Raw genomic sequence first — 22,851 nt, 5'->3', positions numbered from 1 at the left:
CATACGTAGAATGCCGTATTTTGACGTAGGTCACGGCGCCGCCAATAGCGCTATTGGAAGCGGAACCTGCCGTAATACGGGCGTTCCACCAACGGATGCGACGTAATACAGCACCTGCGCCGTTTCATCGTAATACGGCTGTCCGTCAAAATCGTTGCCATTGATGGCGCCACCGAGGTTGATGGGTTCCGACCAGTTCTTCCACGTATCGTCGAGGCGATGGGTCACATACAGGTCAAAGTCGCCATAGCCGCTGTAGCCTTCGCTGCTGAAGAGTAGGGTACGGCCATCCGACAGCAATTGTGGCATCCCTTCATCGGCGGCGGAATTAACCTGTTTTCCCATATTCTGCAACATGCCATACGTGCCGTCGTCTTTTCGCAGCGCGAAGTACAGGTCGGAGCCGCCCTGGGTAAAATCGGTCTCAATACCGAGGATCAATACCTTCCCATCGGCCGACATAGTGGCGTCAGACGTATCGTCGTAGTTGTTGTACGCCACAATCCGAACCGGCCCCGTCGACACGTAGTCGCTGCCTACCCGACGCAGCAGTTCGTAGCCGCTTTCCGTACCGCCTTTCGCGAAGGGAACCCCGCCTTTCAATACGAAGTCGGAGCCCGCAAACTCGATGTAATTGAATCCTTTCTCCCGTGACAACAATGGCTCGTCTTTACGGTTCGTCCAACGGCCATCGGGACCTTTCGTATACGACACCACCGCATCGTGTGTTTCCCCGATATCGCTGATGTAGAGCACCTGACCATCGGGCGTGAGGCACGGACTTCCGGGTGTCAGACCCGCGAGGCCCACATCGCTTGGTACCAGCGTTGCAAAGGCGGCGTCGGTGTGGATAGTCGCATCAAGCGGCGCATCGGAATCCGAAATACCGATGGCATCGATTTGCTTCTGGCCGGGCACTACGGCGAAGTTGAACTCCACCCGCAACGCCACCACCGTCGGAAGGGTCGTTTCCAATAGAATACGTTCGACGCCAGGATTCACATCCACTTCCGGTGCCTTTTGGATCTTACGCCGTTTCCGTCCGTAATAGTACGCCCGATCGCGTTGGAACGAATACGTATACAAATTCTGACGTACGGCCCACCCGCGTGACCACACCGTCTTGAAACTACCCGACCCGTCGTCGGCCTGCACACGCACCACACAACCGGAATTGAGATTTTCGAAGACCGCAATCTGTTTGACGGCCTGCGGATGGTCAAAACCCACGACGACCCATTCCGAACCGTCAAGGGCTTTCTTGGGCGACCAGGCATTAGGACTCGGGCCACATTGTGGAAAGGCATCCGGTTTGCCGAGGATGCGCTTGATGCCGTTTTGTTTTCCGCCGAGATCCGACGAAAACTTGATCAGTTTGGATGCCCATTGCACCTGCTGGGCCGAGGCCAGCGACGCGCATCCTAAAAGAAGATAGAGGAACTTTTTCATGCTATCGCGATGTAAAAAAAGGCCGCGATTGCTCACGGCCTTCCTAACTACTCAAACAAATGTTACGGGTTTACTTTGATTTTCTCGACTTTCTTGCCTTTGAACGCGAAGATGTATTCGCCGTCGGTGGTAATGTCGATACCATCCCCATATTCAGGACTACCGCCTTTTCCTTTTGACTGCACCGATCCTTTGGTCTCGCCGTTGGTCATGTCGATGCCGTAGATGATGTTCTTTGAATTCCGCTGGTCACGCAGGAAGTAATTATCCCCTATTTTGTAGAAATAATCCACCCCGCGAATCTTCTCTGACGCATACGCCCGGCTGCCGTCTTTCTTGTTGTAGGAAGCGAGCCCTTTCTCTGACAACACCACGACCTTATCTCCAAAATCGATGACATCCGTGGCTTTGCCGACTTTGGCATCGTTGTGTTTCACGTCAAACAACTGGTTGCCGGTTGCGATGTCGTAGCTGTAGAATTCATCGCCGTCGCCCACGAAAACCGTCTTGTCGCCGTCGAGGATGAGGTCGGTAATACGCTTATCGAAACGCTCCGAACGCCAGGCGGTTTTTCCTGTTTTATCGTCAATGGCCAGCACGCCGTTCTTTTGGTTTTTATAATCCCAATAGATATACGGCACCCACGCCTGGTAGCTTCCGCCGCCAAAACCGCCCAGTGCCATGCCGGCTGAGAATCCGTTGGATACTTCTTCCAGACGCAGTTCCTGCACCTGAAATTTACCGCCGACCTGCACCATGATCTTATCTCCGGCCTTGTAGATATGCGGCATACAAAACGCGCCGGCGATTTTTTCAGAGGCCCACAACAGTTTGCCGCTTTCGAGATCGTGTTTCTCTATGTATTTTACACGGTCACGCCCGCCGAGGATGACCAGGTATACGGCATCATCCGTAAATAAGGGCTCTGCAATGAGTTTGTAATACTTCGTCCGTTTCTTATTCCCAAAAAGTGAATTACCGCTTGATCCGCCCATGTCATCCTCATAGGTCGCCGACCACAATTGCTGGCCATTTTCGTAATTGTAGACCGAGAGGCCGTTCAGGTGTACATACAGTTTCCCTCCCTTGAGCCAAAGATCGACCATAGGTTTGCGGGTCACGAGTTCCTTTTCAATCACGCCGGTAAAGGTGGCATCCCACAACACCTCGCCGTTCGACGCATTGATTCGCACCAGTTGGTTCTTGAAACCAGCGAAAAGCGCCCCCAAGGCGGTCGGCTTGAAGTTCAACATCACGATTTCGTTGCGTTGGGGATCATAGAGATACGCGCCCACACCGCCTTTGAAACGGTTGGTTTCCCATATTTTCTCGCCTGTGTTGGCCTTTACCAGGATGACGGAATTCCGTTGCGAAATCAGGAAGGAATCGAGTTCGCGGATGTATTTCACCGTATCCAGTTCCTGGTTGTCGCCGCCACCGCCATCTTTTGGTATAAGGTTTTGGTACTGCTCAGAATTCCAGAGTTCTTTCCCGGTTGGGATATCGATGACCGCTACGCGATCGGTGCCCAGTTTGCGCTCGTCGAAGAGGAAGAGATAACCGCCATTATCGGTCCAGACGGTATATTGGAACTCCGACTTGTTGGTTTTGTTCGTGGTAATCTTCTTATAGTCGCCGCTCCAAATGAGCTTCCCGTCCGAATTCAGCACGGTAGCGGAATTGTCGTCGGTGGCGATGATGTATTTCCCGGTGCCGTCGGTCACGGCCAAACGGGTAGCTTTGTTTTCGAATTCACCTTCCCATACGGTGGTGAAGTCGCCTGTTTTCTTGCCGGCCTTTCCGCCGCCGAGGAGTTTCCCCAGCTGCGCCTGGACGGGTAGTGCACCGGCTAAAGCAGCCGAGAGCAATACGGTGGTGGTCAATCGTTTCATTTTTTAGTGATTTTTAGGTAGGATTATTCGAAGGCCGCGTTGTAGCGGATTTTGTAGCGTTGCTGCTTCTGGAGTTTGAAGCGGAATTTGTGTTCGAGGATATAAGAGGACATCCAGTTGATGAAGTCGATGTCGCGGATGTCGCTGTCGACTTTGAAGAACGTCGACACCTTGCCGTTTTGCACCACGCCGATGTCGATGACCATGTAGCCTTTCACCGCGGGGAACTTCTTGTTCTTTTTCTTGAGGAACTCTTCCGAGTGGAACATCTCGTCGACCTCTTTGGTGACCATTTCGTTCACGGCCTCCTCATCGGTCAACACCGGACGCTGGGCCATCGCACGCGGCGTCAAGGCCAGCGACAACAGCACAAATAAAGTGAGGGTAACGTTTTTCATGTGTTTGGTTTTTAGTGACATGACAAACGTAGACGGAATGGAAAGGTGGGAAAATACGTAGAATGTCGTATTTTGGGGGGAGGGAGGGTTCCTGAGCGCCTGAGTCCCTGAGTCCCTGAGCACCTGAGCGGCGGAGCAGCGGAGCGAAAAAGTGATTGAGAGTGCCAACTGCTTACTGCCTACTGTCACTGCCAACTGCCACTGCCTACTGTCACTGCCCACTGCCCACTGCTTACTGTCTACTGACTACTGACTACTGCCTACTGCCTACTGCCACTGCCAACTTCTGCGACTGCGACTGCGACTTCACCCTAACTCCCAACTCCTAATTCCTAACCCCTATTTCCCGTATTTCTACCTATTGTTTTCCTCCTAAAATAATCGTCTATTTGGAGAACCAACCAAACATCATACTATGGAAATCGTTGTAAAAGAATCCATTACCGTCCAAACGTACGACGTCGACACCTACCGTCGCATCCGGCGTTCGATCGGATACCTGGGCATCGGGCTGCCGATTGTGCTGGTGCTGCTTTCGGGCATCGGGTTTTTCCAAACCGCCGTGCAGCACTCGATAAGCCATTATTATTACACCAACCTCCGCGAGATCTTCACCGGAACGCTGTGTGCCGTCGGACTCTTCCTGATTCGCTACAGAGGCTACAGCAACCCGTCTTTCTGGAGAAATGACAACCTGCTGACGAATATCGCCGGCGTGATGGCTTTTGGCGTGGCGATGGTGCCAACCAACCCCGACGATCCGGCGCAAAAGATCTATACCCTGATTCCGCTTACGGACGCCTGGCTGGGTGGCTTACATTATTTCTTCGCCGGAAGCCTCTTCGGTATCTTTGCGTTATTGGCCATCAACGTCTTCACGCTTGGGCAGGCGAAGGAAACGGCCACTCCGAAAAGTATATTCAATGAGAATAATATCTACCGGTTTTGCGGGGGCGCCATCATCCTCTTCATTCTTGCCATTCCGATTTCCGGTATATGGAAAATACCGTATGCCACACTCGTATGCGAAGCCCTGTCGCTGTTTTTCTTCGGCACGGCCTGGCTGATCAAAGGTCGCGCACTCGGCGATACCGGCGCACTGGGCCGGATGCTGTATCGGGAAAACAATCCAGCCAAACCGAAACGGGAAGTAGTTTTCGACGAGTAAAAAAATGGATCCCCATGGCAACCTTTTGCCCCCCTAACCGACTCTATACCGTCAGGCCGGGCTGCGGGTGTGAGGAACCCGATTAAGGGGTTGACGGGCTTCCGAGCAAAAACGCACGTACCTAAACGGCTAAAAAAGAAAGGGAGGACACTTGTCCTCCTTTTTGTTATGGGTAAATCAGGTACTTTTCCCTGACTTTTCGGAATTCGATCAGGCCACCTTCCCAACTCGCGCGAATCTCGGCGGCGGTCATGCCGGCTTCGACCTGTTCACGGAGTTTGGTCGTGCCCGCCAGTTTCGTGAAATACGAGTTGAAGAACTTCGACTTGTCTTCGGTTTCGTTATACGCCCGTATCAGCCACTTGAGCTCCAGTCGGTCAAGACGCGGGTAATTCAACAAGTCCTCGCCATTGCATTCGCGTCCGTTATACAGCGGATCTTTCGCACCCACGTTGGGCGATGGTATAAAACAATAACCGGAATACGGAAGATACGGCGAACCATACACCTGGAACTGTCGCTCGGTGCCCCGTCCCACGCTCACGTTCGTACCTTCAAAAAGACAGATACTGGCGTAGAGGTTGATGGCCTTGTCATTCGGCAGGTTCGGCGATGGTTTTATTAGGATAGAATACGGTTTGTCATGCGTATACGATGCACAGGTCACGATTTCAAGTTCACATTGGATGCCATCTTTCAGCCATTTTTCGCCGTTGATCATCCGGGCGTACTCACCGATAGTCATACCATGCAGCACCGGAATGGTGTGCATCCCAACAAAACTCCGGTTTTCAGGCTCCAACATCGGGCCATCAACGATATGTCCGTTCGGGTTCGGCCGGTCGAGTACGATCAACGGGATGTGGTTTTCGGCACACGCCTCCATCACATAATGCAGTGTCGAGATATAGGTAAAGAACCGGACGCCAACATCCTGCAGGTCGAATACCATGACATCCACATCATGCAGTTGGGCCGGTTTGGGTTTCTTGTTGTCGCCATAGATGGACACGATCGGAAGCCCGGTACGCACGTCCTTCCCATCTACAATCGTCTCACCGGCATCCGCGGTGCCACGAAATCCGTGTTCGGGCGCGAAAATCTTCACTAGTTGGGTGCGCGACGCCAGATAATCGACGATATGCTCGCTGTCCGAGCGGAGTCCACTTTGGTTGGTGACGATTCCAACACGTTTGTTTTTCAGAAGCGCGGAAAACCCATCAAAGTTATCGGCCCCCGTTAGTATCTTACCGGTATCCGGTGCCGTGTTGCGGATGATATGCGACACCGTATCGGTTTCAACCGCAGCGGTGGTTTCGGTGGGCTTTACCGTCTTGGTATGCACCGTTGACTTCCGGGTGACACACGACGCCATACACACGCACGACACCAATGCCCACATCAGCTGTCGGGCAGCGAGGGGTTTCCTGTCAGTAAAATAGCTACGTATACGGGTCATGGTTGTCGCGGCGTTCGCCCAAAAAGCGTATTTTTGGTACCTGATAAACCACCCCTTTGAATCCGGAGTATTTCATTGCCAAAAGGCTTGTGGCCGCCAAAAGTGGCAAAAGTAGCATATCTTCACCGATAATAAAAATCGCGGTGTGGGCCATTGCCATCTCTATGGCGATGATGGTGGTATCCGTCGCGACCGGCACCGGCCTCCAACAGAAAATCCGGGCGAAACTGGCCGCGTTCAACGGGCACATCCTGATCTCGAACTTCGAAGACAACCAGTCAGAGATTACCGCAACACCGATTTCCACACACCAGTCGTTTTATCCGACCTTCACCGGCGTATCCGGCATTCACCATGTGCAGGCCGTGGCGACCAAGGCGGGCATCATCCGAACGGCGACCGATTTCGAAGGCATTATCTTCAAAGGCGTCGGAAAGGAATATGACTGGAGCAACATCGCCGAATACCTCGTAGCGGGCCGTATGCCTAACGTCAAACACAACCTCAACGCCGAAGTGCTGCTGCCTCAATACCTGGCCGACCGACTGAAACTCAAACCCGGCGACCGCTTCACGACCTATTTCATGAAAGACAATAGCTGGAAAATGCCCAACCTTCGGGTGTTTACCGTGGTGGGCATCTTCAATTCCGGTTTCCAGGAAATCGACGGCACGTTTGTAATCGGCGACATCCGGCACATACAGAGAATGAACAAATGGCGACCGGATGAAGTCGGCGCTTTCGAAGTCTTCCTCGATGATTTCGGCCAGATGGAAGAAAAAGGACGGGAAGTATACAACGCCACCGGATCCTTCCTGCGCAGTCGGACGATAGCCGACAAATACGCCTATCTCTTCGAATGGGTGAAACTCTTCGATTTCAACATCCTGGTTATCATCGGCATCATGATCGTGGTATCGACCATTGATATGGTGGTGGCACTGCTCGTCCTGATTCTGGAACGCACCCGGATGATTGGCATCCTAAAAGCGATGGGAGCGTCGAATTGGTCGATCCGGAAAATTTTCCTGTATAATGCCTTCCACCTCATCCTGCGCGGACTACTGCTCGGCAATGGAATCGCAATCGGTTTGCTGCTTCTCCAAAAATACACCGGTATCATCCGCCTCGACCCCGAGAGTTATTATGTGACCACGGCACCCGTGAACCTCGACTGGATCTACATCCTGCTGCTCAATGTCATCACCGTGGGCATCTGCCTGTTGGTTTTGGTCATTCCCTCGTGGGTCATTACGAAAATCTCGCCGGTGAAAGCCATCCGGTTTGACTAATGGTTGGTAGTCAGTAGTTAGTGGTCGGTGGTCAGTGATTACGACTAAAAATCCATACGGAATCCGAAGGCCATTAGGCGCTCGCGTTCTTCCGCATTCTTGAACAGCGGGTTTAGGTCATACTTGGCATAGAGTGACAGCGCACCGAATCCGACATACGCCGCCACACCATACACCAGGTTGTTGGTATTGTAATCCTGGATATCCCGGGTTTCCCGACGGTTTCCGTCCTCCGTCCATTTCAACCGTTGCGCTGTGCGGATGTTGAACCCGCCATATCCGCCGATACCCGCCTTAAAATTGTTATTGATATAATACCGCACGCGATCCGGATAGGTCACCTTTTCCGATTTACCAAATTCCAGGAATACCGGAAACACCAGGTTCGTAAAGTACATTTGATTTTGTTTGAGACGATACCCAAACGGCTGCAGCGTAGTATGGCCGTTGTAATCGTCTACGAAATACCGATCTCCGGTGGGCGACAACGCCGTTACCTGGAATGAAAGTCCGTAGGCAAGTCGGAAAAAGTTGTCGTTTTTACGCAAACGCGTACGCCACGTGAAGCCCAACTCTGAATAAAGACTTTTCCAGGTGGCATACGGACTCCGTCCGGAACGGATCACATTCCCCAAACCGCCGACCAACACCACATCCGAATAGGTGCGACGGTCATATTTCACACGATGTGGGTTCGCGCGGTATTGAATCCCCAGCAACATACTACCCTGTTCGTCGTAGGCGTTACCAAGCCCAATCTCGAGGCTGCTGCCGCGATTCGCTTTCGGCTCATACGATTCGTCACGCTCCACCAACGCGATCTGGTTGTCGACGATGGCGGTTTTGTTGTCGATGTTGAGCGCCGCCGCGCGGGCCGCCTCTTCTTTTCGGGTTTGCGCTTCAGCGGGCGAAAGGCTGTCTTTCGTGACCAACGCATCGAGTCGCTCGATTTCTTTTTTCAGCCGGTCTTTTTCGTAGTTCTTGATACGCTCTTTTTCTTCCTGTAGCGAGAGTATCTTGTCGGCTTTTGTTCGTTCGGCATTCAGCGGAAGTCCGCTTTCTTTAAGTGTATACTGTGCGGCAGCACGAGGCATGAGAAAACCGGTTGCCAAAAAGGCAAGAACTAAAAATCTACGCATGATGTATGGATTTAAGGGTTATTCGATGAAACGGCGATCCGTACTTTCCTGAATTTATTGATCGCAGTGAACACGCGTTCTTTGAACGAGCGGTTGAGTTCTATTTCAGATTCGGCTAAGAGCCGTGTTGGGTCGGTGCCTGAACGTTGTTGTTTTTCAAGTGCGATTTCACGTTGGGCATTTGCCAGTAGCGAGTCGACCGTGGCGTCGGTGATCGCCTTCCCGTGCTGCTGGCGTTGGTCGAGCTCCGCAACGATTTCCTGTATCTTCCGCTCTTCCACCGTTGCTGCTGCGGCCGGTGCGGATGGGGTTTCCGAAACCACGTGCGGATCGGTATCCGCAGGCACGGCAGACGGAACAACCGTCGTCATGGCCCAACCTTCTTTCTTCTCTTTTACCACGCGAGGCGACACAACGACAGGCGCTGTATTCGCTACCGGCTTTTCCGGTTCGACGGCAGGTACTGTTACCACGCGATTTTCGATGGTGGTCTCCGGCCGGTCCGTCCAGAACCACCCCATCAAAAGCAACAGGCTGGCCGCAACGGCGGTGTATACGAATCCGCGACGGCGCGACCGATTGCGGCGGGGCCGGGCATTGATACGTTCCCAGGCGTTTTCGCTGGGCTCAAGACGACGTTCTTCGAGTCGTCGCTTCAACAGATCTTCAAAATTATCGTGTGCCATGATGCTTTTCGTTGTGTGGGTTGAACTGTTCCGCCAGCAACTTCCGCGCTTTGAATAGCTGGCTTTTTGAGGTGCTCTCCGTGATCCGGAGGGTTTCCGCGATCTCCTTGTGGCTGTAGCCTTCTACGGCATACAGCAGCAAGACCGTTCGGTATCCGGCCGGCAGCGCGTCGATCAGCAACTGCAGCCGTTCGGTATCGAAATCAAGCGCATCGACCACCGCGGCCTGCGTCTCGGCTTCTTCCAGTTCCGAAAAACGTAACTGCTGGCGGCTTCGCAGAAATTCCAATGCCTCGCGCACCATGATCTTCCGCAACCAACCCTCGAAGCTTCCCTCAAAACGAAACCGATCGAGCTTGTCGAACGCTTTGGTGAAGCCCATCACCATCACATCCTCCGCATAATGGACGTCCTTTATATAGTAACGACACACACTCAGCATCTTCGACGCATAGCGCCGGTAGAGCTTGTATTCGGCCGCCGGGTCGCGCTTCAGCGCTTTTTTCACCAGCGCCTCATCCGAGGCATGTAGGGCAATGATCTTCACGTTTGTTTCGTCGTTACAATGCAAAAGACGGGAAGGTTTTCGAAAAAGTTGCCTGAGGGGGGAAAAAAGTTCGCAGTGGGCAGTAGGCAGTGGGCAGTTTTAGTCGCAGTCGCAGTCACAGTCGCAGTGATATTGTAAACATTGACCTATCAAAGGGCTTTTTATTTTTGGGCGTGCCGGCGCCCACTGCCTACTACCCACTGCCTACTACCCACTTTCACTGCCCACTGCCACTGCCTACTGCCCACTCAAACAGGGCGCCGTCGGGCTTTCCGCACTCGCTGCCGCCGTCGTTACACGCCGCCGCCGAGCTCAAACAATCGCTCCAATCCCTCACGCGGGAAGGAGTTCTTGGTTGGTGGTTCTTGGTTAATGGTTGATGGTTCTTGGTTGATGGTTCTTGGTTCATAGTTCTGGGTCTTGACATAATAGCGGGAAGCTGTCGGAAGAGTATGCCCATCCCCATTCATCGGCGCTCTTGTTCTTTCCGAATTCCGGAGTTTCGGACTCCCGATGGTCCGCACCACGCCCTTCCTCTCTCCCTCTCCTCCCTCAACGCTGCCCGGTGCAACGATGCCTATCGAATGAAATTTTCTTTCAGCCCGTTACTGTGATATAAATCTGCGCAGCGTTATTTTTTTTCTTACAAAATACTTGTTATTAAACATTTTAATTAAATTTGAAGGACTACAAAAGCCGACTTCCCCAATATCGTCCTTCAAGTAGCGGATTGACAGCAGAGTTTATGACCCTGTCTTCATTTTGTTTCATTTCAAGCCGTTTTATATGAGAAGAGTAATTATCATTACGTTGTTCTTTTTGGGGTATCAATTTGCCGTTGGCCAACAAACTTGTTCTGACGGCGACTTTGAGGGAAGCCTATCGGCTTACACTTTTCGTTACGGCATACCCGACCCCAGGGGATTGAACTTGGATGTATCCGATTTATTGCCGGAAACGATCTCTCCGACACTCAATGATCTCTCCTGCACCAGCGGGCACTTCACACTCGTTGATAATAGCGGTTTCGATACCACGACAATCCCGGGACTCAGCCTAGACAGGACGGCAGGGGGAAGCGGTCACGCTATCAGGGTTAACTGTTCCGGAGGCGACGAACGCAACGCCGCAATGGTTTCAAGGCAACTGACAATCAATGGCGACTTTCTTAACTTCCAGTACTCTTTGGTGCTAAAGAATGTGGGTCCGGCGGCACCGCTGTCCTCATTTCATGAGGAACAGCAAAGACCCATGTTCAATGTTTTGATTAAGGACAACCTGGGTTTTGTATTGAAACGAATGGATGTACTTCTGGAAGATGATAACTGCCGCTTTTTTTCCTACCCGATGGGATCGGATGATTGGGCGTATTACACTGGCTGGACCTGTGGTTCCATTGACACAAACGACTTAATCGGGCAGACCGTTACAGTAGAGTTTATCATTCAGGACTGTAGTGGCGGCAGCCACTTTGGGGTGGCGTATCTGGATAATATTTGCAGCAGTTCGTGCCCAGCACCCGCAATGGGCACGATTAATTTTGACCAGATGGATCAAATTACCTGCCCAACGGAAGGTGTCCAGATTTGCGGGACATTCACGAGTCCGGCCAACAGTACAATGCAGGACATAACCCTTCAAATCCTACATAACAGCAATGTCGTTTCGCAATATGTATCGACATCCGCCAACATCAGCGGAAATCGTTTCTGCTTCGACATCCCCTTAAGTTTCTTCCAGACCAACGCCGGGCTACATAATTTCGAGTTTCATGTTTTAGGTCACTTCACCTTGAATGGATGTGCTGGTGGCGGCACGTCGGATCTCACGATCGTTGGAGACTCCACTTACGATGGAGGTAATAACAATGGTTACGATGTTTTTATAAATAACTGTATTGACGCTGTCAATGATGCCGAGTCCTTTATTTCGTGTCAAGGTGGTAGTTTACATGTATTGGACAATGATAAAGAAGACGCTGCAGACGCGAACATTTCCAATGTTATCATGACACAGGTGTCTGGAAACACTACCCAACTCCTGCTAAACACCACCAGCGGGATAGTAACCGTACCGCCCGGTGCACCACCCGGTGACTATATTCTAAAATACCGGATTTGCAGGGCCGTCCAACCTGATACGTGTGATACCGCCATTGTGACTGTACACATAAGTGCAAACCCCATCCTGGCCGTTGACGATAACTACTCGGCAACCCCTTTTATATCGTGCGCAGGCGGTTCCACTCCCTCGGTTTTGGCCAATGACCAAATATGCGGTGGCGCCGTCACATCGTCACAAGTTGTCTGCACACTGCTGACCAATGGCGGGATTACCGGAGCCACCATCAGCGGATCCGGTATCATTACGATACCGCCTTCGACCTTACCGGGCACCTACACTTTGACCTACAGAATTTGCGAAACGACCAACAATACGAACTGTGCTACGGCTTCCGTGACCGTTTCGGTGAACGCCGCTGCTGCGGCCACGTTTAGCCTGCCTGCCAGTATTTGCATGAACACACCGCTTACGTTACCCACTACATCAAATGGTATTTCGGGAACGTGGTCTCCGGCACAGGTCGATATGCAGGTATCGGGAGACTATGTATTCCACCCGTCTGACAGCTGCATACCAGACACCGTCTACCACCTGGAAGTTGTGCCGTGCCTGCCGATACTAAGCTGGGATTCTGACATCGGGTGTGAAGAAAGCGTGGATGACATCAAACCCGACCAAAATATCCAAAGCAGCCGGTGTATACGGGTGTGTAAAAATAATGTAGTAAACTATCAATTAGTGGGCAGTGGCAATAGCCTCATAGCCAATACAGAGTGGCACGTCGAAGGAGGAACCATCCTCTCGTCAACCAACACAAACTGTGAGGTCACATGGGACGGTACCAACGGAGGCCTGCTTTATGGCACCATTTACTATAGCACAGGTTCGCAGGCTACCATTCACCGCTGCATCGAGAAAAAGGAATCGCCTACTGCGCTCTTTACCACTGCGCCGGACCCGGTAGATACCGATCATTATGTTTGTCATTACACGCCCGTTTATTTCGAAAACCTATCTTCTGCCGGATCGGGTAATGAAGTGCTGTACTACAACTGGGACTTCGGTGATGGCAACACATCTTCCGAATTCGAGCCGTCACATGTGTTTCCGGCCTCTGCCGAATATCTGGTGACGTTGACGGTCTTCAACGGCTGTTCCTGTCAGGCAGTCTATACCAGTATTGTGCATGTCACGAAAGCGGCGAACACAATCAACTGTGAAAGTGTCGTATGCGAGAATGACATCGCCATGTATGGGATAGACAGTCCTCCCGAATGCACGATGCAGTGGACTGCCGTAGGGGGAACCGTCGTCAGCTCTGACGCCGGAACTGCTTCCGTGTTGTGGGACGGGGTCGACGATGACGGATTTGGTTATATAAGCGTATCGGGCGAATGTACCAGTTGCGCATCGGTAGTAAAGATTCCAGTAGTAAAGTCCGTCGGCACCATAAAAGGAGACGCTACGGTATGTGCAAACAGCCAGGCCATATACTCGCTTCCCCAATGGCCAAGCACCGACTTTCAATGGAGCCTGGCTTCCACCACTTCCGGCACTTCATTGATCACCAATACACAAAGGAACCAGATTGTACTTGACGCGGGCGTGTCAGGGACCGTTGTCCTGAATTGCGATTACACCAATACCCTTATTGGCTGCCGGGGCCACGCCACTATCACAATTACAATAAAGAAGCAGCTACGATTCAAAGGCCCCTCCACCCGCTGCGCGGGGTCAACCGCCAACTATGACGTCGTGGATGAGTCGCAAGTCATACAAAGCGGTATTGCATGGGCCGTTCAGGGTCCTAATGGATTTTCCCAGTCCGGAACCACTTGTCCGTTTTCAATTGTATATCCTTCTCCGGGCTCCTATTTGATCACAATGCCCGCAAACGGATGCAGTGAAGAATTCCATGTCGACGTCAGCCCGCCTCCGTCCAATCCGGGTAGTATAACCGGGCCCGACCCGGTCTGCCCCGGGCAACTGGTTTCCTATTCCTGTCCGCCCGTTGCCGACGCCGAACCATTCTGGACGATTACAAATGGTACCATCATCGGAAGTAAAAGTGGATTAACCGTTGATGTCGTATTCAACCCGAATGCCACGACACCTTTTACGTTGAGCGTACAATACAAAGGTCTGTTGTGCTCATCGGCGATTTATACAAAGACAATACCGCGTTATACCCCCAACATGAACCTGTCAACGTACGACCAACAGGTTTGTGCAAGCAGTCGTGGTCATTATACTGTTTCCGAAACCACTGGGGAAACCTATGCGTGGCAACTGAACCCGCCTGCATCCGGAAGCATTGAGTCCGGACAAAACAGCCCATCCATCACCGTTTTATGGAACAGCTCGTCCGGCACAAAACAGATTATCCTGACGGTTCGAAAATGCGGGACTGAAACAACCCAAATCTATCCGGTAACCGTTCTGAGTCCGCCCGTCGCATCGATCACCGCTCCCCTCGAGTCGTGCAGCGGCAACGTATCTTTTTCCGCTTCATTGGCAGGCGGCGGCACAGGTTCCAACGTCGTTTGGAACTTCGACGACAATACACCACCGGTGACCGGTAATTATGGGCAGAACATGGTCCACAATTTCTCTTCTATGCCCGGACAGACCGCGTACACAGTGAGTGCGGAGATACTCGACCCGAACGGATGTCCTATTTCGGTAACGGCCACACATACCATCATTATTTCCCCGACACCCGTCATCGACGTAACACCGAAATCGACGATCAACCTGTGCCCTACCATGGATCCCGACGATTTCAAATCTTTTGTCGTCAATCTGCAATCAGGGTTTGGTGCTACCAATAGTATCGCATGGAAGAATGAAAGCGGCAGTACCGTTGCGACCAGCGCCCTCTTTACCCCTTCCTCCATAGGTTCCTACCACGTCGAGGTGACCAATGAGTTCGGATGCACGGCAATATCACCATCATACAATGTGATTACCTGCCCGCCACCTACCAACCAGGATGACGACGATGGCAACAATGGAGACCCAACCATTCCGCCCTCTACGGCGTGTACACCCCCCGGGATACCCACATTTGCGATCACATACCCCACCTGTGGTGGCGTAAAGATCGTGCCCACAGCCGCCGGGAGCCCAACGGAATCGTTTTGGCAGAACATCGGCGCACTACCGCCATCCGCGCAGGTGGTGTCAGACCTGAACGAACTGGAGATACATAACCTATCCCCGGGCCAGTACTTATTATATTATGTCAGTTCCTATGAACCTGGCGTTTGCGCAGTGCGGAAGGCGGTCAATTTTATCATTCCCTACACCGCGGGCATCCGCTACCGTATCGAATGCGATGGAACCGATTACAGCCTGGTGGCAATCGACCATTCGGTGGTATACGGCGGATTGGCGAACCCCATCACGAATTGGGAATTTAGCCTCGACGGCACTAACTGGTTCGCCGGCACACTCGTTGACGGCCATTACCAGTTTGCATTCACAGGCCTCACACCCGGCACCGTCTGTCAACCCCGCATCCGTATTTCCAAAGCCGGCTTCGCACCCTGCGAGGCTTCCGTTACCGCTTACCTTCCGCCGTTACCTTCCGCTGAATTTACCTTTGATGCGAATGTGTGCGACAACACCGCGGCACATTTCCAGGCGCTTGATCTGTCACCGGGATTGCAGTATACGTGGGACCTTGGTAGCGAAGCCGTCAACAATGCACCGGATCCGGTAAGGGTTTTTAATAGTGCTACACCAAAAGTTGTGACGCTGTATGTTACAAATCGATTTGGTTGTACCATTTCGAAGTCGCATACAGTGGATGTCCAGCAAATTCAAAACATGGCCGGAAACATACAGGCGTCGCCTGCGAACGCCTGCATAGGTACTCCAATTACGTTGTCATTTAACTCCACAGGTCTTGTTCCGCCGACCTCATTCATCTGGCATCGCAATTCTGCGGCAAGCGCGCCTATCGGTACCGGCAGTAGCATTACGGTGACCGGGCCGGGTAGTTACTTCGCATATCTGGTAGACGCCCAGGGGTGCATAAATTATACTGTTCTACCACTTAATCCGACCTTTATCCCATCGCCTCCGCCGCCCGATGTACAGGGCCCCACCCTTGTGTGCCAGGGCGAGCCCATTACCCTGCGGGTGATGGCCAATCCGCAACTGCATTACCACTGGTGGCGAGACGGCGTGGAAATGGTCGATTGGTACGGCGACAGTGTGGTGACCGATCCGAACCCCGAAGGCGTATCCCATAGCTATGCCGTAGCGGCTGACGTACCCGCTGCACCGCCTGGCGGCGCCTGCATTGGGGCGCAAAGCATCTTCAACGTAGCTGTGGCGCCGCTTCCTATGTTACCTGAAATCGGGATCGAAGTCTTGTCCTGCGACCCGTATCTGGTCCGCGTTTTCGTAACCAATGTAGAAGAAGGGGTCAGTTACCATTGGAGCAACGGGGGCGCCGGTGAAGACACCATGATTACACACGATGGCCCCGTGCAGGTAACCGCCGTAAACGGGCTATGCAGCACTTCGGCACAGATTGACCTACCGATCGACCTTGACACCGTTGGTTGGAGCTTTCCGGCCGGCTGTTACCAGTTCTGCGAACCGGAAGAAGAAACGAAGGTAGGTACCGTCCTGGGGCCATTGGGTGAGTACGACTATTGGGCCTGGCGACATAACAACACCATCCTTGTGAGCGGAGACGGCGAGGTTGAGGCTCTTGATGTCATGGCATCGGGTAAATACGATCTTAAGCTGGAAGCAGGCAATTGTGCCACAACGCTCTCAAAAATGGAAATCGATGTCGAACGGTGTGACGAATGTCTGTTTGAGTATGAAATCAACCACATCGAAAGGATGATCGACCCCGAAACGGGCGATTGCACCTATGTGGTCGTAATCAATATCGACAACCCTACGTCCGACAACTGGTCGGTCCATCTGGAGGACGAAACGGGCGCCGGCCACTTCAGCCCCAGTGTTTTTGCAATCCCATCCGGATGGAATACCCTGGTGTTTACCTACCATCCGCCTGCCGGATTCACCGGAGGCAACATCCCGGTAGTGATGACCGGGATAGACGACGCCGGGCGCCGGTGCGAGCAAAAGTTCAAGTTACACCTTATCGGATGTGGTGAACAGCCGCGGGAAAGTGCACCGGATGCTGCCGCCGACTTTTTCCGTGCGGCGCCGAACCCCGCCGATACCCACGTCAGCGTTTATTTCCGCCTGGGTGGGGATCGTGCGTCCTCGGTTGTGCTGACCGATATGCTGGGGCGTCGGCTCAGGTCGGTGGCACTATCGTCTAAAGAAGGGCAAGTGGATATCGACTGCACGGCACTGGAAGCCGGCCCCTACCTGCTGTTCCTGCAGCGCGAGGGGGTGGTGTGCCGCCAAATCAAACTGCTGATCCGCTGAAAATGATTATCTTTAATCCCAACCCACTGGCCATGACACGATATTTTCGCCTCCTGCTGCTCCTTCCCCTTTTCTGCAACGCCCAAACCTGGCAGTGGGGCAAACGCGGTGGGGCCTTTGACGAAATGTTTAATGGAGGAGGGGCTTCCCTGACGAATCGACGGGAGCAGGTGTACAGCATGGCCACCGACAGCCAGCGCAATGTGTATGTGCTCTCGGCCGTGGCGCTCACCAGCCTCGATATTGACGGTGTGCCCAAGACCAATTTCGGCGACTCTAACAGCAAACAGGATATTGCCCTCGCCAGTTTTGCCTGTGACGGCACCTACCGATGGTCAAAGATCATAGGCGGCGGAGGGCAGGAGGTCGTGCCTACCCTCCAGGTGGATGCCGACGGCAATGTGTATGTGGCGGGAAAGTTCGTTAGCAACAATTATTTATACCCCCCCCGCATTGATGACGACGTGATCCTTACCGTCGATGACCAGCACAGCAGTATGCTGTTCATTGTTAAGTATTCTCCCGACGGTGTCATGCAATGGTTCAAACGGCCACAACCCGACGATACGCCGATTGAGAACGGTCTCTTTAAAACGCGCTCCTTTGCCCTTGCAATGGATAAAACGACGAGCACCGCTTACTGGTTAGTCGAAATACCCGATGGCCCCATCGGCGAAGGCGCTTTTGTGAATACATTGGGACGTAAGTTCTTTATCCTGAAATATAATGCCCAGGGCAATCTCACAGGCACCATTGGCCCACTGGATATACAATACGACGGAGGATACCTGGATACCCTACACTTCTATCGTAATCCCTACAACGGCTATTTCTATATGTATGCCATGAAGGATTCCGCCGCTGCTACCATCACACTGGGCGGGCAAACCACTAACAAATGTTTTGTATTGGCCTGTTTCAATGAGCAGGGACAGTTCCAATGGATGCGGACCGATACCACCACCAATGTCTACTATTCCTGCCTGTTCGACCTCACCTTTGACACTGACAACTCCCTCTACATTGCGGGAAGGCTTTCCATCAACAATATAGACTCGTTTCTGGGGGTCAGTTCCAATACGAATGTCAATCCCCCCTTCGTTATGAAAACCGATCCTACTGCTTCTACCGTCATCTGGAGTTCGTATGCCAATAAACAGGCCGACAACTGCGGGGGTATCGCACTGAATGGAGACGAAGTGGGGTTTGCCGGACGCGCCAACGCCGCCAACTTTACCTGGGGGGGGCAAGTGCTCAATGTCAATACCATTGGCGAAGGGTCAGAAGCCCTGTTGGCACGCTTCAACAAAACAACAGGCGCCTGTATCGCCCTCACTAAAATACCAGGAGATGCCGGCTATGACGATGTTGGAAGTGCCCTTACCGTAGATGCCGCAGGCGACTATCTCTTCGGGGGCGGCATCGGCCACCAGATGACGTTTGCCAGTGGCGACATCTACAACGATGGACTCGAAACCGACTTCTTTGTCGCCAAATATGCCACAGCTCCCTGCCAGCCATTGGGCCTAAACGACAACCAAAACGACGGTTTTGGACTTTACCCCAACCCCGTCGACAAGCAAATGGTCGTAAGCAGTAGCACTTCGGCACGATACGTCCTGGTCGACATGACCGGGAAACAACTGGCAAAGGGCAACCTCTCCGAAGGGGAAAACATTCTGGAAACCGCGTCGCTGCCCCCGGGCGTTTACCTACTCAAAATACAGAACCATAAAACCACCGTCACTTTGCGGGTGGTGAAGAAATAATCGCCCTGCTATGCAATAGGCCTCAGTCACCTATGATACGATATTTCCACCTCCTGCTGCTCCTTCCCCTTTTCTGCAACGCCCAAAGCTGGCAATGGGGCAAACGCGGCGGTGCCTTTGACGAAATGCCCGGCGGCGGAGGGGCTTCCCTAAGAGACCGCCGGGAACAGGTGTACAGCATGGCCACCGACAGCCAGCGCAATGTGTATGTGCTCTCGGCCGTGGCGCTCACCAGCCTTGATATTGACGGTGTGCCCAAGACCAATTTCGGCGACTCTAACAGCAAACAGGATATTGCCTTGGCCAGTTTTGCCTGTGACGGTACTTATCGGTGGTCTAAAATTATAGGGGGCGGGGGGCAGGAGGTAGTGCCCACTCTGCAGGTGGACGCCGAGGATAATGTGTATGTAGCGGGGAGATTTGCGAACTACTATCAAGATTTTTATCCTCCACGCGTTGATGATGACGTGATCCTAAATGTTGACGAAGAACATGCCAGCCTGCTATTTATAGTAAAGTATTCGTCAGAAGGTACCATGCAATGGTTTTAAAAGGCCTATGCCCGACAACACACCCTATCAGGTCGGATTTTCACAAACGGCCTCGTTTGCGTTGGCAATGGATAAAGCAACAGGTGTGAGTTATTGGATGGTGGCAATACCGCCCGGCACATACGGTGACGGCGCCTTCGTCAACCAAACACCGGGGATTAATTTTTTTATCCTGAAATACAGTGCGCAAGGAAACCTCACAGGTGCCATCGGTCCGTTGGATATACAGTACATCGAGGGTTATCTCGGCACCCTACACTTCTATCGCAACCCCTACAACGGTTTTTTTTATATGTATGCGATGAAGGACTCCCCCACTGGCTCTGTCAGTATCGGCGGACAAACCACCGACAAATGCTTCCTGTTGGCCTGTTTCAATGAGCAGGGACAGTTCCAATGGATGCGGACCGATACATCCACCAGCCCCTATTACTCCTGCCTGTTCGACCTCACCTTTGACACTGACAACTCCCTCTACATTGCGGGAAAACTTTGTGTCAACAATATGGATTCCTTCCTCGGTGTCAGCGCCAATACTACCAACACCAGTCCCGCCTTTGTTATGAAAACTGACCCTACCGCCTCCAACGTCATCTGGAGTTCATATGGCAACAAGGAGGCCGACAACTGCGGGGGTATCGCACTGAATGGAGACGAAGTAGGGTTTGCCGGGCGCGCCAACGCCTCCAACTTTACCTGGGGGGGGCAGGTGCTCAATGTCAATACCATTGGCGAAGGGTCAGAAGCCCTGTTGGCACGCTTCAACAAAACAACAGGCGCCTGTATCGCTCTCACTAAAATACCCGGCGATGCCGGCTATGACGATGTAGGAAGTGCCCTTACCGTAGATGCCGCAGGCGACTATCTGTTCGGGGGCGGCATCGGCCACCAGATGACGTTCGCCAGTGGCGACATCTACAACGATGGACTCGAAACCGACTTCTTTGTCGCCAAATATGCCACGGCTCCCTGTCAGCCACTGGGCCTAAACGACAACCAAAACGACGGTTTTGGGCTTTACCCCAACCCCGTCGACAAGCAAATGGTCGTAAGCAGTAGCACTTCGGCACGATACGTCCTGGTCGACATGACCGGGAAACAACTGGCAAAGGGCAGCCTCTCCGAAGGGGAAAACATTCTGGAAACCGCGTCGCTGCCCCCGGGCGTTTACCTACTCAAAATACAGAACCAAAAAACTACCGTCACTTTGCGCGTGGTGAAGAAATAATCGCCCTGCTATGCAATAGGCCTCAGTCACCTATGATACGATATTTCCACCTCCTGCTACTCCTTCCCCTTTTCTGCAACGCCCAAACCTGGCAGTGGGGCAAACGCGGTGGGGCCTTTGACGAAATGTTTAACGGCGGGAACGCGTCCCTCAGAGATCGTAGGGAGCAGGTCTACAGTATGGCCACCGATAGCCAGCGCAATGTATATGTGCTCTCGGCCGTGGCGCTTACCAGCCTTGACATCGACGGTGTGCCCAAGACCAATTTCGGAGACTCTAACAGCAAACAGGATATTGCCCTGGCCAGTTTTGCCTGCGACGGCACCTACCGATGGTCAAAGATCATCGGCGGCGGAGGGCAGGAGGTCGTGCCTACCCTCCAGGTGGATGCCGATGGCAATGTGTATGTGGCGGGAAAGTTCGCTAGCAACAATTATTTATACCCCCCCCCCGCATTGATGACGATGTAATCCTTACCGTCGATGACCAACACAGCAGCATGCTGTTCATTGTTAAGTATTCTCCCGACGGTGTCATGCAATGGTTTAAACGGCCACAACCCGACGATACGCCGATTGAGAATGGATTATTGAAAACGCGTAGCTATGCCCTTGCAATGGATAAGGCCACAGCCACGGCTTACTGGCTGGTCGAGATACCCGATGGCCCCGTCGGCGACGGCGCTTTTGTAAATACATCAGGTTTTAAATTCTTCATCCTGAAATACAACGCCCAGGGAACCCTTACCGGTGCCATCGGCCCTTTAGACATACAATATAACGGAGGTTATATAGGCACCCTACATTTCTACCGTAATCCCTACAACGGCTATTTCTATATGTATGCCATGAAGGATTCCGCCGCTGCTACCATCACACTGGGCGGGCAAACCACCGACAAATGCTTCCTGTTGGCCTGTTTCAATGAGCAGGGACAGTTCCAGTGGATGCGGACCGATACCACCACCAATGTCTACTATTCCTGCCTGTTCGACCTCGCTTTTGACTCGGACAACTCCCTCTACATTGCGGGAAGACTTTCCATCAACAATATAGACTCGTTTCTGGGGGTCAGTTCCAATACGAATGTCAATCCCCCCTTCGTTATGAAAACCGATCCTACTGCTTCTACCGTCATCTGGAGTTCGTATGCCAATAAACAGGCCGACAACTGCGGGGGTATCGCACTGAATGGAGACGAAGTAGGGTTTGCCGGGCGCGCCAACGCCTCCAACTTTACCTGGGGGGGGCAGGTGCTCAATGTCAATACCATAGGCGAAGGGTCAGAAGCCCTGTTGGCTCGCTTCAACAAAACCACCGGTGCCTGTATTGCCCTCACTAAAATACCCGGCGATGCCGGCTATGACGATGTCGGAAGTGCCCTTACCGTAGATGCCGCAGGCGACTATCTGTTCGGGGGCGGCATCGGCCACCAGATGACGTTTGCCAGTGGCGACATCTACAACGACGGACTCCAAACCGACTTCTTTGTCGCCAAATATGCCACGGCTCCCTGTCAGCCACTAGGCGTAAACGACAACCAAAACGACGGTTTTGGACTTTACCCCAACCCCGTAGACACGCAACTATTCGTTAGCAGCCGTACCGCAGCACGATACGTCCTGGTCGACATGACCGGGAAACAACTGGCAAAGGGTAGCCTCTCCGAAGGGGAAAACATACTGGAAACCGCGTCGCTGCCCCCGGGCGTTTACCTACTCAAAATACAGAACCAAAAAACCACCACCACGCTGCGTGTGGTGAAGAAATAGAAGAAATAAACATG

The 22,851-nt window shown here is 52.6% G+C and carries 15 protein-coding genes; 8 read left to right on the top strand and 7 right to left on the bottom strand.

What is annotated here, in order from left to right; all coding sequences use genetic code 11:
- Nucleotides 1-30: 30 nt before the first annotated feature.
- The 3 genes from MKO97_RS06000 to MKO97_RS05990 all read right to left on the bottom strand — a co-directional run bounded on the left by MKO97_RS06000 (nucleotide 31) and on the right by MKO97_RS05990 (nucleotide 3,739).
- Complete coding sequence (locus MKO97_RS06000) at nucleotides 31-1,449, bottom strand: hypothetical protein (protein WP_241105175.1); 1,419 nt, start codon at nucleotides 1,447-1,449, stop codon at nucleotides 31-33.
- Between the two features lie 62 nt (nucleotides 1,450-1,511).
- On the bottom strand, nucleotides 1,512-3,341 hold the full coding sequence (locus tag MKO97_RS05995; protein ID WP_241105173.1) for a PQQ-binding-like beta-propeller repeat protein: 1,830 nt from the start codon (nucleotides 3,339-3,341) through the stop codon (nucleotides 1,512-1,514).
- Between the two features lie 23 nt (nucleotides 3,342-3,364).
- The gene (locus tag MKO97_RS05990; protein ID WP_241105171.1) at nucleotides 3,365-3,739 is read right to left on the bottom strand and encodes a hypothetical protein; all 375 of its coding nucleotides are present in this window, start codon (nucleotides 3,737-3,739) and stop codon (nucleotides 3,365-3,367) included.
- Nucleotides 3,740-4,154: 415 nt separating this feature from the next.
- Here MKO97_RS05990 and MKO97_RS05985 point away from each other — a divergent pair, with 415 nt between their 5' ends.
- Complete coding sequence (locus tag MKO97_RS05985) at nucleotides 4,155-4,907, top strand: hypothetical protein (protein WP_241105169.1); 753 nt, start codon at nucleotides 4,155-4,157, stop codon at nucleotides 4,905-4,907.
- A gap of 166 nt (nucleotides 4,908-5,073) precedes the next feature.
- Here the strand turns inward: MKO97_RS05985 and MKO97_RS05980 are convergent, their stop codons facing one another.
- Entirely contained in the window at nucleotides 5,074-6,366 is a 1,293-nt protein-coding gene (locus MKO97_RS05980) for an exo-beta-N-acetylmuramidase NamZ domain-containing protein (RefSeq protein WP_241105167.1), read from the bottom strand.
- Nucleotides 6,367-6,422: 56 nt separating this feature from the next.
- On the opposite strand from MKO97_RS05980, the gene MKO97_RS05975 reads away from it, so the two are divergent.
- Nucleotides 6,423-7,658: an ABC transporter permease gene (locus tag MKO97_RS05975; RefSeq protein ID WP_241105166.1), complete on the top strand. Its 1,236-nt coding sequence runs from the start codon at nucleotides 6,423-6,425 to the stop codon at nucleotides 7,656-7,658.
- Between the two features lie 44 nt (nucleotides 7,659-7,702).
- Here the strand turns inward: MKO97_RS05975 and MKO97_RS05970 are convergent, their stop codons facing one another.
- The 3 genes from MKO97_RS05970 to MKO97_RS05960 are packed head-to-tail and all read right to left on the bottom strand — an operon-like array spanning nucleotide 7,703 to nucleotide 10,030.
- Nucleotides 7,703-8,797 (bottom strand): hypothetical protein, encoded by a 1,095-nt coding sequence (locus MKO97_RS05970; protein WP_241105165.1) that lies wholly within the window; start codon nucleotides 8,795-8,797, stop codon nucleotides 7,703-7,705.
- 11 nt (nucleotides 8,798-8,808) lie between these two features.
- Nucleotides 8,809-9,483, bottom strand: coding sequence for a hypothetical protein (locus MKO97_RS05965; RefSeq protein WP_241105164.1), 675 nt, complete (start codon nucleotides 9,481-9,483; stop codon nucleotides 8,809-8,811).
- A complete protein-coding gene (locus MKO97_RS05960) occupies nucleotides 9,470-10,030 on the bottom strand; it encodes an RNA polymerase sigma factor (protein ID WP_241105163.1) in 561 nt (186 codons plus the stop codon). Before MKO97_RS05960 ends, MKO97_RS05965 begins: the two co-directional genes overlap by 14 nt.
- A 786-nt stretch (nucleotides 10,031-10,816) precedes the next feature.
- Between MKO97_RS05960 and MKO97_RS05955 the strand changes: the two genes are divergently transcribed.
- From MKO97_RS05955 to MKO97_RS05930, 6 genes are read left to right on the top strand one after another with little or no spacing between them, the layout of a single operon-like run.
- Nucleotides 10,817-17,518, top strand: a complete 6,702-nt coding sequence (locus MKO97_RS05955; RefSeq protein ID WP_241105162.1) for a PKD domain-containing protein — start codon at nucleotides 10,817-10,819, stop codon at nucleotides 17,516-17,518.
- A gap of 32 nt (nucleotides 17,519-17,550) precedes the next feature.
- Entirely contained in the window at nucleotides 17,551-19,287 is a 1,737-nt protein-coding gene (locus MKO97_RS05950) for a T9SS type A sorting domain-containing protein (protein ID WP_241105161.1), read from the top strand.
- 32 nt (nucleotides 19,288-19,319) lie between these two features.
- Nucleotides 19,320-19,838, top strand: a complete 519-nt coding sequence (locus MKO97_RS05945) for a hypothetical protein (RefSeq protein ID WP_241105160.1) — start codon at nucleotides 19,320-19,322, stop codon at nucleotides 19,836-19,838.
- Nucleotides 19,839-19,845: 7 nt separating this feature from the next.
- Entirely contained in the window at nucleotides 19,846-21,066 is a 1,221-nt protein-coding gene (locus MKO97_RS05940) for a T9SS type A sorting domain-containing protein (RefSeq protein WP_241105159.1), read from the top strand.
- Nucleotides 21,067-21,098: 32 nt separating this feature from the next.
- Entirely contained in the window at nucleotides 21,099-21,536 is a 438-nt protein-coding gene (locus MKO97_RS05935) for a hypothetical protein (RefSeq protein WP_241105158.1), read from the top strand.
- 29 nt (nucleotides 21,537-21,565) lie between these two features.
- Nucleotides 21,566-22,837 (top strand): T9SS type A sorting domain-containing protein, encoded by a 1,272-nt coding sequence (locus MKO97_RS05930; protein ID WP_241105156.1) that lies wholly within the window; start codon nucleotides 21,566-21,568, stop codon nucleotides 22,835-22,837.
- The last annotated feature ends 14 nt before the right edge of the window (nucleotides 22,838-22,851 follow it).

This window comes from Flavobacterium sp. HJ-32-4, assembly GCF_022532105.1.
Classification (GTDB): domain Bacteria; phylum Bacteroidota; class Bacteroidia; order Flavobacteriales; family Flavobacteriaceae; genus Flavobacterium.
Note: the sequence above shows the minus strand (reverse complement) of the source record. Positions and strands in the feature narration are given on the sequence as shown.

Excerpts from the sequence above, each read along its gene's own strand:
- MKO97_RS05945 (WP_241105160.1), top strand. The coding sequence starts at position 19,320 with ATGATACGATATTTCCACCTCCTGCTGCTCCTTCCCCTTTTCTGCAAC.
- MKO97_RS05980 (WP_241105167.1), bottom strand. The coding sequence starts at position 6,366 with ATGACCCGTATACGTAGCTATTTTACTGACAGGAAACCCCTCGCTGCC.
- MKO97_RS05965 (WP_241105164.1), bottom strand. The coding sequence starts at position 9,483 with ATGGCACACGATAATTTTGAAGATCTGTTGAAGCGACGACTCGAAGAA.
- MKO97_RS05990 (WP_241105171.1), bottom strand. The coding sequence starts at position 3,739 with ATGAAAAACGTTACCCTCACTTTATTTGTGCTGTTGTCGCTGGCCTTG.
- MKO97_RS05935 (WP_241105158.1), top strand. The coding sequence starts at position 21,099 with ATGATACGATATTTCCACCTCCTGCTACTCCTTCCCCTTTTCTGCAAC.
- MKO97_RS05995 (WP_241105173.1), bottom strand. The coding sequence starts at position 3,341 with ATGAAACGATTGACCACCACCGTATTGCTCTCGGCTGCTTTAGCCGGT.
- MKO97_RS05955 (WP_241105162.1), top strand. The coding sequence starts at position 10,817 with ATGAGAAGAGTAATTATCATTACGTTGTTCTTTTTGGGGTATCAATTT.
- MKO97_RS05985 (WP_241105169.1), top strand. The coding sequence starts at position 4,155 with ATGGAAATCGTTGTAAAAGAATCCATTACCGTCCAAACGTACGACGTC.
- MKO97_RS06000 (WP_241105175.1), bottom strand. The coding sequence starts at position 1,449 with ATGAAAAAGTTCCTCTATCTTCTTTTAGGATGCGCGTCGCTGGCCTCG.
- MKO97_RS05940 (WP_241105159.1), top strand. The coding sequence starts at position 19,846 with ATGCCCGACAACACACCCTATCAGGTCGGATTTTCACAAACGGCCTCG.
- MKO97_RS05930 (WP_241105156.1), top strand. The coding sequence starts at position 21,566 with ATGCTGTTCATTGTTAAGTATTCTCCCGACGGTGTCATGCAATGGTTT.
- MKO97_RS05970 (WP_241105165.1), bottom strand. The coding sequence starts at position 8,797 with ATGCGTAGATTTTTAGTTCTTGCCTTTTTGGCAACCGGTTTTCTCATG.
- MKO97_RS05950 (WP_241105161.1), top strand. The coding sequence starts at position 17,551 with ATGACACGATATTTTCGCCTCCTGCTGCTCCTTCCCCTTTTCTGCAAC.